Source organism: Rhodococcus sp. As11, from assembly GCF_048957735.1.
GTDB classification, from domain to species: Bacteria; Actinomycetota; Actinomycetes; order Mycobacteriales; family Mycobacteriaceae; genus Rhodococcus; species Rhodococcus gordoniae.
Map to the genome: position 1 here is coordinate 24,364 of NZ_JARDJE010000030.1, position 15,795 is coordinate 40,158.

Sequence of the window (15,795 nt, forward strand, 5' to 3'; positions counted from 1 at the left end):
CACCGGGGCGAACCACTCCCCGCCCGGTCTCGTCCGCGCCGTCCCTGATAGAAGCAAGATATGGCAATCGAGACCGCACAATTCTCCGTCGACCGTCCCGGTCGTGTGATGGGCGTCGACATCGAGATCGCCGACGACGCGTCGGTCTCGATCACCCAAGCCGTCGGACCGCATTTGTTCGACCACCGCGGGCAGACCACCCTCGCCTCCGTCGGTGTCTTCACCGACTTCGCCGCGGGCGTACCCGCCGGCATCGCCCGGTTCGCAGAGACCGGTGAGCGACCGCAGGGTGTGCTGTCGCACGTGACGGCGACGCTCGCACACCCCTTCCCGTCCTCGGGCCTCCTCGTCGGCCGCGGCAGCAGCCTGTACTACGACGACTCGACCGCGGTGTCGCGCACCGACGTGCACGACGAGCAGGGCGTTCTCGTTGCGCACCTGGTCGGCCGATCCATCGTCGTCGGGCGTACACCGACGGAACTCGGCCCGGACGCGGCGGAGACCGTGCCGGAACGCGGTGAGCCGGAACCGTGGTCGGATGCGGCGATCCTGGCCGAACTGCCCGGCCTCGACATCGTCACGGGCATCTCCACCGGGACTCTTCCCCGCGGACCGCTCGCCGGCCTGCTCGGACTCGAGGTGACGGCCGCCGAGCACGGAGTCGTGCAGGCCCGCTTGTCGCCGCGCGAATGGATGGCCAACGTGATCGGTTCGGTGCAGGGAGGTGTGCTCGTATCGATGGCGGAGGCCGTCACCGGTCTGGCCGCACAGACGCTGACCGGCATCGGTCAGGACTATCGCGTGCTGGAGATCGGCCTCGATTACCTCCGCTCGCCCGCTGTCCCCGGGCCCGTCGTCGAACTGCGGTCCGAAGCGGTGCGGGCCGGACGGCGCCTCGCGTCCTTCGAGACGACGCTGTGCGCCGCCGACGGCACCGTCTACGTGCGCGCGCATGCCAATGTCCGGCTGTTCCCCCGCGCATAACTGATTCGCAGGGATCTCCCAGCTCTCTCATACCGAGCATCGAGCGTCCGGCCGCCCGATCCACGACCCGGCGGCGCCACGGTCACCGTGCGTCGGAGCGACCGGGTCCTCGCGGCGATCGACGTGGCCGGGGAGGTCCGATCACGCTGCGCGGCGCGCAGCGGTGACGGCCGCCGCGCCGAGCCTCGGGAACCGTCCGTCGGAGATCGTGGTGAAGGTGTTGCCCATGCGGTTGGTGACGAATGCGACCGACAGCCCGGTCTCCGGATCGGCGAACGCTCCCGAGCCGCCGAATCCGAAGTGTCCGACAGAGCGCAGCGGCTGCTCGCGCAGCGCGACCCATCCGGGGTGGTAGCCCAGCCGCCAGTTGGGCCGGATACCGAGCACGTAGTCCCGCCGCCGGGTCTGCACTTCGAGCAACTGCTGAACGGTGTCCTCTTTCAGCAGGCGGACACCGCCGATCGTTCCTTCGTTCGCAATCGCCGCGTACATGCGAGCGAGAGCACGTGCGGTGAACACACCGTTCCATCCGGGCATGACGGCGTCGTGAGCCGACGGACTGCGCATCAGTTCGTCGAATCCCTCTGCCATGCCCGCTTCGACCAGCCCCCGCACTCCGGGTGCGCGCGACAACACCGCCGCAGATGTCGTCCACGGCGCCGGCAGGAAGTTGACCTTCGGGAACACCCGGGCGATGCGGTGCCGTTGGTCCTCGGGCACGCGGTACCAGAACTCGTCCATGCCGAGCGGCTCGGCGATCTCGGTGCGCACGAGCTCCTGGAAGGGCACGCCCGACACTCGCGACGCGACCTCGGCGACGAGGTTTCCGTAGGTGACGGCGTGATAGCCCGGTCCGTGGAATCGGCGAGGATCGGGCGGTGACGCGGCGAGCGCGGCGGCTACCGCCTCGGAGTCGAGCAGACCCTCGCGGCCGGGCACGAGACCTCGCGATTTGTGCAGTCCGGCGCGATGCGACATGAGTTGCCGCAGCGTGATCGTCTCCTTGCCGGCCGCAGCGAACTCCGGCCAGTACTCGGCCACGGCGGCGTCGTAGTCGAGCAACCCGCGTTCGGCGAGACGGTGCACCACCGTGCTGGCCACCCCTTTGCCGGTGGAGAACGACAGCACGACGGTGTCGCGCGTCCAGCGCTTGTCGCGCGCGGCCCAGCCCGCCCAGATGTCGAGCACGGGTTCACCGTGCAGATAGCACGCGAGAGCGCCACCACCCTGGCTCGGCTTGTAGAACATTCGGAAGAACAGATCCGCGACGGGCATGAAGCGAGGATCGACCAGCATCTGTGTCGGCGGGGTCGCCGCGGGCGGCTCCGCCATGGAACCTTCGGTCATGTGCCCGATGCTAGGAGCCTGCGCCCGGCCGCGTGCGTGTTCGCCCACTTCCACAGATATCTGCACGTCGGTGTCTGCACGCCGGGCGAATCGAGTGTAAGGATGTGAGGCATGACCCTCGCGCAGAACTCGGAGATCCGCTCCGGCATCGACCTCGGACACGTCGACGAGCGGGTCCGCCCTCAGGACGACCTGTTCGAACACGTCAACGGCCGGTGGCTCGCCGAACACGAGATCCCTGCCGATCGCGCACTCGACGGCGCGTTCCGTACGCTCGCCGACAAGGCCGAGGTCGACGTCCGGGCCATCATCGAGGAAGCCGCGGCGTCCGGCGCCGGACCGGGCACCGACGCTCAGAAGATCGGCGACCTGTACACCTCGTTCATGGACACCGCGGCGATCGAGGCCGCCGGTCTCGACCCGATCCGTGACGAACTCCGAGCGGTATCCGACGCTACGGACCGTGCTGCGCTCGCGGCGGTGCTCGGACGCTTGCAGCGCGCCGGCGTGACGGGCGCGATCGCGCACTACGTCGACACCGATTCGAAGAACTCCGAGCGGTATCTCGTGCACGTCTCGCAGGGCGGGCTCGGCCTGCCCGACGAGTCGTACTATCGCGAGGACCGTTACGCCGAGATCCGTGAGCAGTACACCGCACACGTCGGCCGGATGTTCGCGCTCGCCGATCTGCCCTACGACGCGGCGAATGTGGTCGCGCTCGAGACGAAGCTGGCCGCAGGCCACTGGGATGTGGTCAAGCGTCGCGACGCCGACCTGAGTTACAACCTGCTCACGCTCGACTCGCTGCTCACCGATCTCCCGCAGTTCGACTGGGCAGGCTGGATCACCGCTACCGGCGCGGCCACCGGACAGTGGGCCGAGATCGTGGTGCGTCAGCCGAGTTTCCTCGAGACGTTCGCCGCGCTGTGGGCCGGCGAGGACCTCGACGACTGGAAGGCGTGGGCCGTGTGGCGGGTGCTGCGCGCGCGAGCCCCGTACCTGTCCGATGTCTTCGTCGAGGAGAACTTCGCCTTCTACGGGCGCACGCTCACCGGTACGCAGGAGATCCGCGACCGCTGGAAGCGCGGCGTGTCGCTCGTGCAGGACCTGCTCGGCGAGGCCGTCGGCAAGCTCTACGTCGAACGGCACTTCCCCGCCGAGGCGAAGACGCGGATGCAGGTGCTCGTCGACAACCTCACCGAGGCGTACCGGCAGTCCATCACCGACCTCGAATGGATGAGCCCGGCCACCCGTGAGGCGGCCCTGCGCAAGCTCGAGAAGTTCACACCCAAGGTGGGTTATCCCGACACCTGGCGCGACTACTCCGCCGTCACGATCGCGCCCGACGACGTGGTGGGCAACTACCGCAGCGGGTACGCCGCCGAGTACGACCGCGATCTCGGCAAGCTCGGTGGCCCGGTGGATCGCGGCGAATGGTTCATGACCCCGCAGACGGTCAATGCCTACTACAACCCGGGGATGAACGAGATCGTTTTTCCCGCAGCGATTCTCCAGCCTCCGTTCTTCGACCTGCATGCCGACGACGCTGCGAACTACGGAGGAATCGGCGCGGTCATCGGACACGAGATCGGCCACGGCTTCGACGATCAGGGCGCGAAGTACGACGGCGACGGCAACCTCGAGAACTGGTGGACCGATTCGGACCGCGAGGAATTCGGAAAGCGCACCGCGGCACTCATCGCGCAGTACGACGAGTTCGAACCGAAAGCCCTTCCCGGGCAGCGTGTCAACGGCAGTTTCACGATCGGTGAGAACATCGGAGATCTCGGTGGCCTGTCGATCGCGTTGAAGGCCTACGAGATCGCGCTCGACGGTAAGCCGGCGCCGGTCATCGACGGGCTGACCGGACTGCAGCGCGTGTTCTTCGGGTGGGCTCAGGTGTGGCGCACGAAGGTTCGTGACGAGGAGGCGTCCCGCCGACTCGCGGTCGACCCGCATTCGCCGCCGGAGTTCCGCTGCAACGGCGTGATCCGCAACATCGACGCGTTCTACGACGCGTTCGACGTCCACGAGGGCGACGAACTGTATCTCGACCCTTCGAAGCGCGTGCGCATCTGGTAGCTGCGAGAACGACACTGCCCCGACGCGGAATGCGCTGGGGCAGTGTTCGCTTCAGGCTTCGTTCACGGCTGTCGAGTACCGGATCAGCCCAGGTGCGAGCTGGGCACGGGAACGCCGCGCGCGTGGAACCACGGGATGGGATCGATCTTGGCGCCACCCGGCTGCCACACCTCGTAGTGCAGGTGTGGTCCGGTGGACTGGCCGCGGTTGCCCATCGTGGCGATCTGCTGGCCGGCGCGCACGTGCTGGCCGACCGACACGAGGGACTGGTCGATGTGACCGTACACGCCGGTCGTACCGTCGTCCTGGGCGATGCGCACCCACAGGCCGAAGCCCGAGGCCGGACCGGACTCGATCACGACGCCGTCGGTGACCGAGACGATAGGGGTGCCGATGGAGTTGGCGACATCGATGCCGTTGTGGTTCGTACCCCAGCGCGGACCGTAGCCCGAGGTGAGGGTGCCGGCGGCCGGGAATGCGAGGGCAGGACGACGAGCGGCTTCTTCGCGAGCTGCCTGCTCGGCGGCCTCACGGGCGATCCGCTCGGCCTCTTCCCGCTGCGCGGCGACCTCCTCGGCGACGCGCTGCGCTTCACGGTCGGCGGCGCGACGGAGCTTCTCGGTGTAGTGCGATGCGTCGACATCGGCAACCTTCAGCACCTGGGGTGCCGTGGACAGGTTCTCACCGGCACCGGTCCATGCCGTACCGGACTCGGTGCGGATCTGGTCGCCCGCAGCGTTCGCGACCGTCGTGCCACCGACCGTCACTGCGCTCGCAAGGACCGCGACGGCCATCCACCTGCCGGTACGTGCTGCACGGCGACGGATGTCGGTGGTTTCTCGGATGGGAGTGGATTCAGAATTTCGGCTCACAACAGTTCCTCTGGGACAGGCCCTCGGTAACGATAGGGTCACGATTCCATCACAGAGTACTTCTATGTTTGACTACGCCAGCGTGTCGGGTTGACAGAAAGCCGACCGGTACCGGACAAAAACTGCCCGTTTTGCCCCACTGGAGTCACATGGACACCATCGCTCTCACCTGTTCGGGGCAGAACAGGGCCGAACAGTGAGCGACGTCATGGCAGAGGGTGTCGTGGAGACGGCGCCGAGTGGGTACCGGAAGGGGTTCACCGCACCGCGAAACGCAACCCGAAATTGTCGAACGTAGCGGGCAAGGGACCCGTCGGATCGGGCTTCACGTTCGACACCACCGTGAAGTCCGCGGAGCGGAGCAGATACGCGAGGAAGGTGCTCGCCGTGAAGAGGACGATGCTGCGTCCGGGGCACACCGTCGGGCCGGCACTGAACGGCACGAGCGCCGGATGACGTTCGGCTCGGCCGTCCAGCCAGATCTCGGGTTCGAAGGTGTCGGCGAACGGGAGGTGGTCGGCGCGATGGAAGGCCGAGGAGAGGATCACGAAGCCCGTCCCCGCCGGGATGGTCGCGGTGCCGCCGGAACCGTCGCTCCATGTGGTCTCCTCCACGGAGTCCCGAAGGATGACCGGGGTGGTCGGCCACAGGCGGGTCGTGTCCAGTACACAGGCCCGCAGGTATTCGTAGACCTGCGGTGTCCCGGCTTCGGTGCCCGCCAGTTCCGCCTCGACGCGCAGGCGCTGTTCGGAGTGCGTGGACAGCACGGCGAGGGTGCGGGCGCCCACCATGCCCGCGGCGTCGAACGCGAACAGCCAGTGCGGCATCTGCCCGATCGGGTCGACGGACGCCGGTGCTGCGAGGTCTCGGACCACACCGGCCAGACTCTCGGACGGAGCCGCAGTGACGTGGTGGTGCAGGTTTTGGGTGAACCGATCGCGCAGGCGGTGCCGAAGGGGATGCGCGAACGACCAGTTCCCGTTCGAGCGGAGCGTCCACAGCTGGTCGGTGATGCTCTCGTCGTCACGAGCGGCGTCGCCGAACGCGAGTCGCCGGACCAGCCGCCACCAGGCCCGCACGAAATCCGGGGCGTCGAGTTCACCGCGCGACCTCGCCTGATCGAGCAGCCCCTGCGCCTCCTGCTCGATCACGGGGACCCAGTCGCCGGCGAGGCGGTGCAGGGCGTGTTCCGGTTCGAGCACCGACTCGTTGAAGGCACGTCGCTGGGCGCGGATGTCACCTCGGGAGATGAGCACACCGTTGGGCTGGAACGGGCTGAGCGCAGCCACCTTCTCCTTGTTGGCCGCGGTGAACGACGCCGTGTCGGTACGCAGGATCCGATCCACATCGTCCGACGTCAGGACGATCGCGAGCGTGCGTCCGGGGATCGGCACGACGAGCGGCCCGTCACCGTGCCGCTCACGCAGATCCGCGACCAAACGGACCACGCGGGCGTCCGACTGGTTCTTCTCGAGCAGCTTCATGGCCCACCGTCGCCGAGCGATCGGTCCCACAGCCACGAACGGCACGGCCACCTGTCCGAGGAGCCGAACGGCGTCGGTGGGCGAAACGGTCGCGGTCGTTGCAGGCACAGGCGCTCCCGGCGTCGAGGGGACAGGACCATTGAAGGATCCCCGCGGAGAGCGCATCCAAACGTCCCGGAGCGAGCAGGCTCACGCACCCTGCGGACAGACCCCCCGCTCGGAAAAGTGTGCAGCCGTCCTCAGGACACGCACACGTCCGGCGATGCAGCGACGACGGGAGCCGGGAAGCGCGCGATCCGGTCGTCGCGTCGTTCGTCCGGGGCGCCACGACGATTCCCGTCCCGGTCTTCGAGACGGACGCCGTCCTCGACCTGATCGAGCGAGAGAGTGTGACCATGCTGCCCGGTCCACCCACCTCCCGTCGTGGCGCCACTGTCGAACAGATCGCCACCACGAGTGGAAAACCCTGTGCCGGAGCGGAAGTGAGCATCGCCGACGACGGCGATGTGCTCGGCCGGGTGAGCAAGGCGTTCGTCGCCTCGCCCGCTCCCGTCCCCGCCGAGGAATTGATCGCCTGGAGCCGCACCGCATGGCGGGATTCGAGCTCCCCCTACCGAACAGGAGTTCCGTCATGACCGACGAAGCTGCGACGCTCGATTTCGCCGTCAAGTGGCGGCACTGGAACGGCGGGCCCGATGAGGACATCTGGGTCACGTTCGGGATCGCCCCCGAGGAGTACTTCCATCGCCTGCGTGGTCTGCTGACCGCGCACCGGTGGAACCGATTCGAACCGCATATACTCGAGCAACTCGTGCGCATCTGCGACGAGCGGCTCGGCACCGTCGACATCGACTCCGCGGTGGGCCGCCGTGGTCGAGTGCGGTACACCTCGTCGGCGCACCCGCTCAGCGCACTGTCCGCCTGAGTCCGGCCTCGAGGAATCTCTGCCGGCGTCGGTTTCACGGTCCTCCCACCCGGGTACGCACGGGGGCACCGATCTCGATCTCTCGATCGAAGGGAACGACCGTGGATACCGGTTCCGCCACCCCGACGCCGGAGGCCTCGTCTGCGCCCCCGGAACAGGTGCGACGCGCCATCGGCGCATCGGCCATGGGTAATTTCACCGAGTGGTTCGACTACGGCGTCTACGCATACACGGCCACCTATATCGCCGATTCGTTCTTCCCCGGCGATCTCGAGTCCGCGACACTGCTCACGCTGGGTGTCTTCGCAGTCTCCTTCGTCATGCGTCCGCTGGGCGGTTTCGTATGGGGCCCGCTCGGCGACCGGTTGGGGCGCCGGCAGATCCTGGCACTGACCATCCTGCTGATGGGTGGTTCGACAGTATTGCTCGGTGCTGTTCCGTCGTACGAATCGATCGGGTTCTGGGCGCCTGTGCTGCTTGTGCTGTTGCGCATGCTCCAGGGGTTCTCCACCGGTGGTGAATACGGCGGGGCGGCAACGTTCATGGCCGAATATTCCCCCGACCGCAAACGCGGCTTCTACGGCAGCTTCCTCGAGTTCGGCACGCTGGGCGGTTTCTCGGCCGGCGCGTGCCTCGTCCTGATCATCGATCTGCTGTCGACGGACGCGTTCATGGCGACGTGGGGCTGGCGTCTTCCGTTCTTCGTCGCCGGTCCCCTCGCGCTCGTCGGTCTCTACCTGCGTTCGAAGCTCGACGAGACCCCGGTCTTCAAGGAGCTCGAGCGTGCGCACGAGGAGGAGAGCAGCGTCGGCGCCGAGTTCAAGGACCTGCTCACGAAATATTGGCGGCCGATCGTCGAACTGATGGGGCTGGTCGTCGCGCTGAACGTGTGCAACTACACGCTGCTGAGCTACATGCCCACCTATCTCGAGAACCGGATCGGATTGACCGGCACCGCGTCCCTGGTCCTGGTATTGATCGGCCAGCTCGCGATGATGGCGGTCATTCCCTTCGCCGGCGCGTTGTCGGACCGGATCGGTCGCAAACCGCTCTGGGCGGCATCGTTGGCCGGCCTGTTCGTTCTCGCCATCCCGATGTACATGCTGATGTCCGTGGGCTTCGGATGGGCAGTCGTGGGCTTCACCGTCCTCGGCCTGCTCTACGTGATGCAGCTGTCGACCATCTCGGCGACCTTCCCCGCGATGTTCCCCACGCACGTTCGGTTCGCCGGTTTCGCGATCTCCTACAACGTGTCGACATCGCTGTTCGGCGGCACGGCGCCGGCGATCAACGAATGGTTGGTGGAACGAACCGGGAACGACCTCGTCCCGGCCTTCTACATGATGGGCGCGTGCGCGGTCGGGCTCGTCGCGCTGTATTTCGTGGCGGAGACGGCAGGCGCGTCGCTGCGCGGACGCGGCATCCCGGGAGTCGACACCGAAGCGCACCCCACCGCCCTGTCCCGCAGCTGACACCGCCCGCCGCGTTGTTGTTTCCACGCTTCGACGGTCCGACATTTCAAGATCGAATACAGATTCACGATGGCTGTCACGTTATCGGCCACAAGTCCGAAATGCGCGAAACATCCCCTCGCGCCGGATTTTCCATGCCGTGGTTGGATGTGCGGGCGAGACACGGCTTCGCGCGCGGGACGGCCGCGGGGGGAGGTCGAACTCCGCACCAGCCCACAGCCCGGCCCGGGAGGAACCATGACCGACATCGAGACGAAGAACTTCTTCACCGATCCGGACCTCGTCCAGGACCCGTACCCCTACTACGACGCCCTCCGCGAGGGATGCCCGGTCGGTCGCGAACCCCATCACGACGTCATGATGGTCACCGGATACGAAGAGGCGATCCAGGTCCTGAGCGACGAGCAGACGTTCTCGTCGTGCATCTCGGTGACCGGCCCGTTCTCCGGACTCCCGGCCTGCCCCGAGAGCGACGACATCACCGACTTCATCGAGGAGCACCGCCCCTCGCTGCCGATGAACGACCAGCTCCCCACGATGGACCCCCCTCAGCACACCGACCATCGCGGCCTTCTGATGCGGCTCATCACCCCCAAGCGTCTCGAGGAGAACGAGGCGTTCATCGAACGCATCGCCGACCGGCTCCTCGACGACCTGCTGGCCCGGGGCGAGGGCGATTACATCACCGGCTTCGCCGCGCCGTTCGCGATGCTCGTCATCGCCGACCTGCTGGGCGTCCCGGAAAGCGACCACCAGGAATTCATCGAGGGCCTGAACATCCAGGTGGAGAAGGGATTCTCGCTCGGCAGCACCGAGGGTGAAGCCCTGAAGCTCAACCCCCTCGAGTTCCTGTACAAGAAGTTCGGTGCGTACATCGAGGACCGCCGGGCGCACCCGACCGGCGACGTGCTGACGGGTCTCGCCACCGCGACCTTCCCCGACGGCACCCTCCCGCCGGTCGACGACGTCCTCCGCATCGCCGCGAACGTGTTCTCCGCCGGTCAGGAAACCACCGTACGTCTGCTGAGCTCCGCGATGCGGATCATCGCCGAACAGCCCGAACTCCAGAAGACTCTGCGGAACGAACCCGATCGCATCGCGAACTTCATCGAGGAGACGCTGCGCTTCGAGAGCCCGATCAAGGGCGACTTCCGGCTCACGAAGACCTCCACCACCGTAGGCGGGGTCGACGTCTCGGCCGGCACGATCATGATGCTGGTCAACGGCGCCGCCAACCGCGATCCGCGCCAGTTCTCCGATCCGAACGAGTTCGACCTCGACCGCCGGAACGCCCGTACCCACATCGCGTTCGGCCGCGGCGTGCACACGTGCCCGGGTGCTCCGCTCGCCCGCACGGAAAGTCGCGTGGGCATCGCGCGCCTGCTCGAGCGCACCAGCGAGATCCGGATCTCCGAGAAGGTGCACGGCCCCGAGGACGACCGGAAGTTCGGTTACCTGCCGACCTTCATCCTGCGCGGCCTGCTCGCACTACACCTCGAGTACACGCCCGCCGAAGGTGAGGCGGAGTGAAGGTCTTCGTCGACGACGATGCCTGCCGTGGACACGGTGTCTGCCTCGCCGCCTGCCCGGAGGTCTTCGATCTGAGCGACGGCGGGTACGCCGTCACACTCGTGTCCGAGGTACCGGCCGAGCACGAGGAGTCCGTGCGGGAGGCCACGGCGGGTTGTCCCGAAAGGGCGATCCGGCACGACTGAGTCACCGATCGAAGCTGCGCACCGGCGTGGTCCCGGACCGAAAAGTCCTGACCCACCCTATTTTTCGTTTCGTCACCGCGAGTCGATCGACGCCGTCGCCGTGTCGACGACCACCCGGAACTCGTCGAGGGCACCGTCGGTCGCGTCGGGCACGTTCATCCCGGCGCCCACACCGCTGCGGAGATAGTCCACGACCGCCCGGTCGAGGCGCTCCCCCGGCACCACCGCGGGGATGCCCGGCGGATACGGGGTGAGCTGTTCTGCCGCGATGCGGCCGGCAGCGCGGTCTGCCGGCACCGTCTCGGTCCGGCCGAAGAACGCGTCACGCAGGACATCACGGATTCGAGCTGCAGTTCGCCGGTCGGTTACCCAGGCCGACGAGCAGCAATCAGCGGACCTGACTCTTCGCCGGGTCGGGATGGTTGGAGAACCACAGGCTCTCTTCGATGAGGCGGCAACTCTTCCAGCCGTCTTCCGTTCGCACGACCTCGTGGTGATAGTTGCCCCCGCAATAGGTCAGGCCGTCGACGCCGGGGAGTTGCATCGGGTTGTAGAACATCGCTCGCACCGTCGCCCGGTCGCCGTCGAGATCGACCTCGACGTTGGTGATGAAATGCTGCGACATCGGCAGGTACGACAGTGCCTTCTGCAACTCCGCCAGCACGTCGTCCCTCGGTCCGGGCGAAAAACCCACAGAGCTGTAGTCCAGATGGGCGTCCTCGGTGAAGACCGACGTCATCTTCTTCCAGTCCTTGGTGTCCACCGCCGTCGCATAGCGGTAGAGGAGTTCGGTAATGGCGTACTTGTCGCACAGCTCGTCGGGCGTCATGGTGCTCCTTCGATCTCGTCCGGAATTTTATTCTTTCAGAAGAGAACCTTCCTTCCACGACCTCGTTCCGGTACACGTCCGTATAGGGGACAACGTGATTCACTCCACGATCCGAGCGGGAAAATCACGTCGGACATACACGTTTCCGGGCTGCCCCTCCGCTACCGGAATCGTCGTTCGCTACCGAAATTGCCGCAGCGAACGACGATTCCGGTAGCGAATACCCCACGCGCCGAAGGATGCAGGTCCGGACCTTACAGCTGTGGACGACGAGGTGATCGCCGTCGCACACCGTCCGACTGCCTCCTTTCCCGGCGCCGAGCCCCGGTAGGCGCGACAGAATAACACTCTCTTCTGGTGAGAGGATTATCCTCGAACCGGTGCGGGAACGGGAGGTCGGTCCCGCTGTGCGCCCCTGCGCTCCGGTACAGTGCTCCTATGTCCACCCCCCGCGACACAGGGCGATCCCGGCAGTGACGGGCCCCAGGGAAGAACCGGCCTGGAAGCAACGCGCAGTCGAGCGCTCCCTCCGGACAGCCAAACTGCGCGCCGAGCAGCGCGTTCAGCGCTTTCTCGACGCCGCGCAGGCGATCATCACGGAAAAGGGCAGCACCGACTTCACGGTCCAGGAGGTCGTCGACCGCTCCAAGCAGTCGCTTCGCAGCTTCTACCTGCAGTTCGACGGTAAGCACGAGCTGCTGCTCGCCCTCTTCGAGGACGCCTTGAGCCGCTCTGCCGACCAGATCCGCGCCGCTGCCGCCGGCGAGAAGGCCCCTCTCGACCAGCTCCGTGTCGCGGTGGAGTTGTTGTTCGAGTCGTCCCGGCCCGATCCCACGGCTCAGCGACCGCTGCTCACCGACTTCGCGGCGCAGCTGCTGCTCACCCATCCTGCAGAGGTGAAGGTCGCGCACGCCTCCATGCTCGCGCTGTTCACAGAACTGATGGAGAAGGTCGATGCCGAGGGCAATCTGCGCGAAGGGTCGAACCCGAAGCGGATGGCCACCATGACGATGCAGACCGTGATGTTCATCGCTCAGTCCAGCGGGGGCGACGACAGCACGAACCGTCCCATCACGGCCGACGAGGTCTGGGACTTCTGCTCGCAGGGATTCACCGCGTAGGAGGAGAACGTCATTCTCTGATGGGAGTAGTTCACTTACGTTCGGCTCGTGACCGAGTTGCGGAACGATCTCCCCGCCTGTCTCGACGTGCACCCGACGCTGAAGGGAACAGTGCACGGTCGACATGCCCCACCGGCCGGCGCCCACCCCTCGTACACGCTGTCGAAGTACGGAATGTCTCTGTTCACTTCGGGATTCGCGACGGGATTTCTTCCTCGACAAGGACTGACGCACCTCAGGTGCGGCGGACGCGAACAGCGGTGCCGGCACACAGCACGACGGCGGCACCGCACGCAACGACCGCCCAGGTCAGCGGTTCTCCCAGCAGCCACGCGGCCCAGCCGACCGTCATGATCGGCTGAGTGAGCTGAACCTGACCGACCCGCGCCATCGGCCCGATCGCCAGACCTCGATACCACGCGAAGAAGCCGAGGAACATGCTGACGACGCCGAGATACGCGAACGACGCCCAGTGCGTCACATCGCCTTGCGGTAGCCCGGCGGTGAACGAGACGAGGGTGAGCGACACCATGAGCGGTGACGCCAGAACCAGTGCCCACGAGATCGTCTGCCACGCACCGATCTCCCGTGCCAGCAGACCGCCTTCGGCGTAACCGAGGGCGGCGGCCACCACCGCACCGAGCAACAGCAGATCGGCTCGGCCGAAGCCCTCGAAGCCTCCATCGCGTAGGCCGGCAAAGACCATGACGGCGAGCGTCCCCGCAGCTGCCGCGACCCAGAACGGCGCCGGGGGTCGTTCGCGGGCACGCAGTACCGCGACCACCGCGGTCGCTGCGGGGAGGATTGCGATGACGATCGCGCTGTGGTTCGCCGGTGCCGTGGTCAGGGCGTACGAGGTGAGCAGGGGAAATCCGATCACCACGCCGCCCGCGACGACGGCGATTCTGCCCCACTGATGTCCGTGCGGGAGTCGTTGTCCCGTGAACGCGAGCGCGAGAGCGGCGAGAACCGCTGCGACGACCGCGCGACCGGCGGCGACGAACAGCGGTGACATCACCCCGCTCTCGACGGTGATTCGGGTGAGGGGCACTGTCAGGGAGAAGCCTGCGACGCCGAGAAGACCCCAGGCCAGCCCGCGAGGATCGGGGGATAGCACTGGCCGGTCCGGAATGATAGCGCTACTCTGTACTCTCATGTCGAACAGTAGCAGTTCGCAACTCGTCGCGGAACTGACCCGGTGGCTCGCCACCGCTGCGCCCGGCGCCCGACTGCCCTCGACGAGGTCGCTCGTCGCGCAGTACGGCGTCGGTCCCGTCACGGTGCAGAAGGCACTGCGAACGCTCCAGGCCCGGGGGCTCGTGGAGAGCCGCTCCGGTGTCGGCACCTTCGTACGGCAGATCCGCATGTCGAACACGATCGATCACAGTTGGCAGACGGAAGCGCTCGGAACAGCTCCCCCGCTTGCCCGCGCCTCTGCTGCCCTGCGCACGGTGGCCAACGACGTGGTTGCACTCCACTCCGGTTACCCCGACCGCACACTGCTTCCCGAACGTCTCGTCCGCGGAGCGTATTCGCGGGCATCCCGCAGCAATGCCGCCGTCGAACGGACCCCTGCCGCGGGACTTCCCGAACTGCAGGCATGGTTCGCCACGGAACTGACGGAAGCGACGAACGCGCGCACCGCGCCACCGTTCGCGGGCGACGTGATCATCACACCCGGCAGCCAGAGCGGCCTCGGTTCGATCTTCCGCGCACTCGTCGGCGCCGGCAATCCCCTCGTGGTGGAGTCACCCACCTATTGGGGAGCGATCCTCGCCGCCACGAAGGCGGGCGTACAACTCGTGCCCGTCTCGAGCGGTCCCAACGGACCCGATCCCGACGAAGTGGCCCGCGCGTTCGACCGGACACGGGCGCGCGCCTTCTACGCGCAACCGAACTTCGCGAATCCCACAGGGTCGCAATGGTCGTCGTCGATCGGCGAGCGGGTCCTCGACGCGGTGCGCGATGCGGGAGCGTTCGTCATCGAGGACGACTGGGCCCACGACTTCGGGATCTCCACCCCGTCCGTCCCACTGTTCGCACGCGACGACTCCGGCCACGTCGTCTACATCCGCTCGCTGACCAAGAGCGTCGCACCGTCGGTGCGGGTCGCGGCGATCGTGGCGCGAGGACCCGCTCGCGAACGCATCCTCGCCGACGTGCAGGCCGAATCCGTCTACGTGAGCGGCGTTCTCCAGACCGTCGCGCTCGACGTCGTCACCCAGCCCGCGTGGCAGACCCACCTGCGGGCAGTCCGTCGCGAACTCGAATCCCGCCGCAACCTCCTCGCGAGCGAACTCCGTGAGCACGCACCCGAGGTGGAATTCGACGGACTACCGCCCGGTGGGCTCAACCTGTGGGGCAGGCTCCCCGACGACACCGACGCCCAGGCAGTCGCGCGCGACTGCGAGGCCGCCGGGGTGCTCGTCGCGGCGGGCGACGAGTGGTTCCCGGCAGAACCCACCGGCCAGTACCTCCGGCTCAACTTCGCCGGCCCGAATCCGGCGGCCTTCCGAGAGGCCGCCCGGGTCATCGGACGAGTCGTCGCGGACAGGTGACGACGGTCGGTGTCACCGACCGGTGTGGCGCCGGCGGGCACTTCTCACCCGGGCGCGTTCGTCCTCCGTGAGCCCGCCCCAGATCCCGTAGCGTTCACCGGAATCGAAGGCGTACTGCAAGCACTTCTGCCGCACCGGACAACGAGCGCACACCTTCTTGGCCGAGGCCATGCGGTTCTCCCTCGCGTCGCCCCGCTCGTTGTCCGGGTGGAAGAACAACGAGCCGTCCGCGTCGCGACAAGCCGCGTCCATCTGCCAATCCCACTCCTCGGCAACGGGAGGCGGCAGATAGAGCAACTTCGGCGCGGGCATGTCCTTACTTCCCTCCGTCGCGCAGGGTTCGGTAGGTCTCGATCAGGTGGTCGGTGGAGGCATCGCCGGTGTCGGGGGTCTCCTCGCCGGCGAG

The 15,795-nt window shown here is 67.0% G+C and carries 15 protein-coding genes and 1 pseudogene; 9 read left to right on the forward strand and 7 right to left on the reverse strand.

Annotated elements, in window-relative coordinates; genetic code table 11:
- Nucleotides 1-60: 60 nt before the first annotated feature.
- Nucleotides 61-984, forward strand: a complete 924-nt coding sequence (locus PV766_RS22830; RefSeq protein WP_016931678.1) for a PaaI family thioesterase — start codon at nucleotides 61-63, stop codon at nucleotides 982-984.
- A 141-nt stretch (nucleotides 985-1,125) separates the two neighbouring features.
- Here PV766_RS22830 and PV766_RS22835 read toward each other — a convergent pair whose 3' ends face one another.
- Nucleotides 1,126-2,331, reverse strand: coding sequence for a serine hydrolase domain-containing protein (locus PV766_RS22835; protein WP_064063905.1), 1,206 nt, complete (start codon nucleotides 2,329-2,331; stop codon nucleotides 1,126-1,128).
- Between the two features lie 111 nt (nucleotides 2,332-2,442).
- On the opposite strand from PV766_RS22835, the gene PV766_RS22840 reads away from it, so the two are divergent.
- Nucleotides 2,443-4,413 carry a M13 family metallopeptidase gene (locus tag PV766_RS22840; protein WP_064063904.1) on the forward strand — a complete coding sequence of 657 codons (1,971 nt, stop codon included), beginning with the start codon at nucleotides 2,443-2,445 and terminating at the stop codon, nucleotides 4,411-4,413.
- Between the two features lie 83 nt (nucleotides 4,414-4,496).
- On the opposite strand, the gene PV766_RS22845 is transcribed toward PV766_RS22840, so the two are convergent.
- Together PV766_RS22845 and PV766_RS22850 are read right to left on the reverse strand one after the other, a co-directional pair.
- A complete protein-coding gene (locus PV766_RS22845) occupies nucleotides 4,497-5,207 on the reverse strand; it encodes a M23 family metallopeptidase (RefSeq protein WP_421097988.1) in 711 nt (236 codons plus the stop codon).
- 335 nt (nucleotides 5,208-5,542) lie between these two features.
- Complete coding sequence (locus PV766_RS22850; RefSeq protein WP_421097979.1) at nucleotides 5,543-6,877, reverse strand: cytochrome P450; 1,335 nt, start codon at nucleotides 6,875-6,877, stop codon at nucleotides 5,543-5,545.
- Nucleotides 6,878-6,996: 119 nt separating this feature from the next.
- On the opposite strand from PV766_RS22850, the gene PV766_RS22855 reads away from it, so the two are divergent.
- The 5 genes from PV766_RS22855 to PV766_RS22875 all read left to right on the forward strand — a co-directional run bounded on the left by PV766_RS22855 (nucleotide 6,997) and on the right by PV766_RS22875 (nucleotide 10,881).
- Nucleotides 6,997-7,404 (forward strand): hypothetical protein, encoded by a 408-nt coding sequence (locus PV766_RS22855; RefSeq protein WP_421097980.1) that lies wholly within the window; start codon nucleotides 6,997-6,999, stop codon nucleotides 7,402-7,404.
- Nucleotides 7,401-7,694: a DUF3263 domain-containing protein gene (locus tag PV766_RS22860; RefSeq protein ID WP_421097981.1), complete on the forward strand. Its 294-nt coding sequence runs from the start codon at nucleotides 7,401-7,403 to the stop codon at nucleotides 7,692-7,694. The genes PV766_RS22855 and PV766_RS22860 overlap by 4 nt, the downstream gene beginning before the upstream one ends.
- A 185-nt stretch (nucleotides 7,695-7,879) precedes the next feature.
- Nucleotides 7,880-9,166, forward strand: coding sequence for an MFS transporter (locus PV766_RS22865; protein ID WP_016931670.1), 1,287 nt, complete (start codon nucleotides 7,880-7,882; stop codon nucleotides 9,164-9,166).
- Nucleotides 9,167-9,403: 237 nt separating this feature from the next.
- The gene (locus tag PV766_RS22870) at nucleotides 9,404-10,696 is read left to right on the forward strand and encodes a cytochrome P450 (protein WP_064063898.1); all 1,293 of its coding nucleotides are present in this window, start codon (nucleotides 9,404-9,406) and stop codon (nucleotides 10,694-10,696) included.
- Nucleotides 10,693-10,881, forward strand: coding sequence for a ferredoxin (locus tag PV766_RS22875; RefSeq protein ID WP_421097982.1), 189 nt, complete (start codon nucleotides 10,693-10,695; stop codon nucleotides 10,879-10,881). The genes PV766_RS22870 and PV766_RS22875 overlap by 4 nt, the downstream gene beginning before the upstream one ends.
- Before the next feature lie 72 nt (nucleotides 10,882-10,953).
- Here the strand turns inward: PV766_RS22875 and PV766_RS22880 are convergent.
- Nucleotides 10,954-11,237, reverse strand: a pseudogene (locus PV766_RS22880) (ornithine decarboxylase); the annotation flags it as partial.
- Nucleotides 11,238-11,269: 32 nt separating this feature from the next.
- The gene (locus tag PV766_RS22885) at nucleotides 11,270-11,710 is read right to left on the reverse strand and encodes a nuclear transport factor 2 family protein (protein WP_421097983.1); all 441 of its coding nucleotides are present in this window, start codon (nucleotides 11,708-11,710) and stop codon (nucleotides 11,270-11,272) included.
- Nucleotides 11,711-12,183: 473 nt separating this feature from the next.
- Between PV766_RS22885 and PV766_RS22890 the strand changes: the two genes are divergently transcribed.
- Nucleotides 12,184-12,831 (forward strand): TetR/AcrR family transcriptional regulator, encoded by a 648-nt coding sequence (locus PV766_RS22890; protein WP_421097984.1) that lies wholly within the window; start codon nucleotides 12,184-12,186, stop codon nucleotides 12,829-12,831.
- A 235-nt stretch (nucleotides 12,832-13,066) separates the two neighbouring features.
- Here PV766_RS22890 and PV766_RS22895 read toward each other — a convergent pair whose 3' ends face one another.
- The gene (locus PV766_RS22895) at nucleotides 13,067-13,948 is read right to left on the reverse strand and encodes a DMT family transporter (RefSeq protein WP_129975612.1); all 882 of its coding nucleotides are present in this window, start codon (nucleotides 13,946-13,948) and stop codon (nucleotides 13,067-13,069) included.
- A 37-nt stretch (nucleotides 13,949-13,985) separates the two neighbouring features.
- Between PV766_RS22895 and PV766_RS22900 the strand changes: the two genes are divergently transcribed.
- On the forward strand, nucleotides 13,986-15,389 hold the full coding sequence (locus PV766_RS22900; RefSeq protein WP_421097985.1) for a PLP-dependent aminotransferase family protein: 1,404 nt from the start codon (nucleotides 13,986-13,988) through the stop codon (nucleotides 15,387-15,389).
- Nucleotides 15,390-15,401: 12 nt separating this feature from the next.
- Here the strand turns inward: PV766_RS22900 and PV766_RS22905 are convergent, their stop codons facing one another.
- Nucleotides 15,402-15,701: a WhiB family transcriptional regulator gene (locus PV766_RS22905; RefSeq protein ID WP_421097986.1), complete on the reverse strand. Its 300-nt coding sequence runs from the start codon at nucleotides 15,699-15,701 to the stop codon at nucleotides 15,402-15,404.
- Between the last annotated feature and the right edge of the window lie 94 nt (nucleotides 15,702-15,795).

What these genes read in the sequence shown, in the direction of transcription:
- PV766_RS22835 (WP_064063905.1), bottom strand. Translation starts at nt 2,331, where the DNA reads ATGACCGAAGGTTCCATGGCGGAGCCGCCCGCGGCGACCCCGCCGACA.
- PV766_RS22900 (WP_421097985.1), top strand. Translation starts at nt 13,986, where the DNA reads ATGTCGAACAGTAGCAGTTCGCAACTCGTCGCGGAACTGACCCGGTGG.
- PV766_RS22905 (WP_421097986.1), bottom strand. Translation starts at nt 15,701, where the DNA reads ATGCCCGCGCCGAAGTTGCTCTATCTGCCGCCTCCCGTTGCCGAGGAG.
- PV766_RS22860 (WP_421097981.1), top strand. Translation starts at nt 7,401, where the DNA reads ATGACCGACGAAGCTGCGACGCTCGATTTCGCCGTCAAGTGGCGGCAC.
- PV766_RS22845 (WP_421097988.1), bottom strand. Translation starts at nt 5,207, where the DNA reads ATGGCCGTCGCGGTCCTTGCGAGCGCAGTGACGGTCGGTGGCACGACG.
- PV766_RS22870 (WP_064063898.1), top strand. Translation starts at nt 9,404, where the DNA reads ATGACCGACATCGAGACGAAGAACTTCTTCACCGATCCGGACCTCGTC.
- PV766_RS22865 (WP_016931670.1), top strand. Translation starts at nt 7,880, where the DNA reads ATGGGTAATTTCACCGAGTGGTTCGACTACGGCGTCTACGCATACACG.
- PV766_RS22885 (WP_421097983.1), bottom strand. Translation starts at nt 11,710, where the DNA reads ATGACGCCCGACGAGCTGTGCGACAAGTACGCCATTACCGAACTCCTC.
- PV766_RS22840 (WP_064063904.1), top strand. Translation starts at nt 2,443, where the DNA reads ATGACCCTCGCGCAGAACTCGGAGATCCGCTCCGGCATCGACCTCGGA.
- PV766_RS22830 (WP_016931678.1), top strand. Translation starts at nt 61, where the DNA reads ATGGCAATCGAGACCGCACAATTCTCCGTCGACCGTCCCGGTCGTGTG.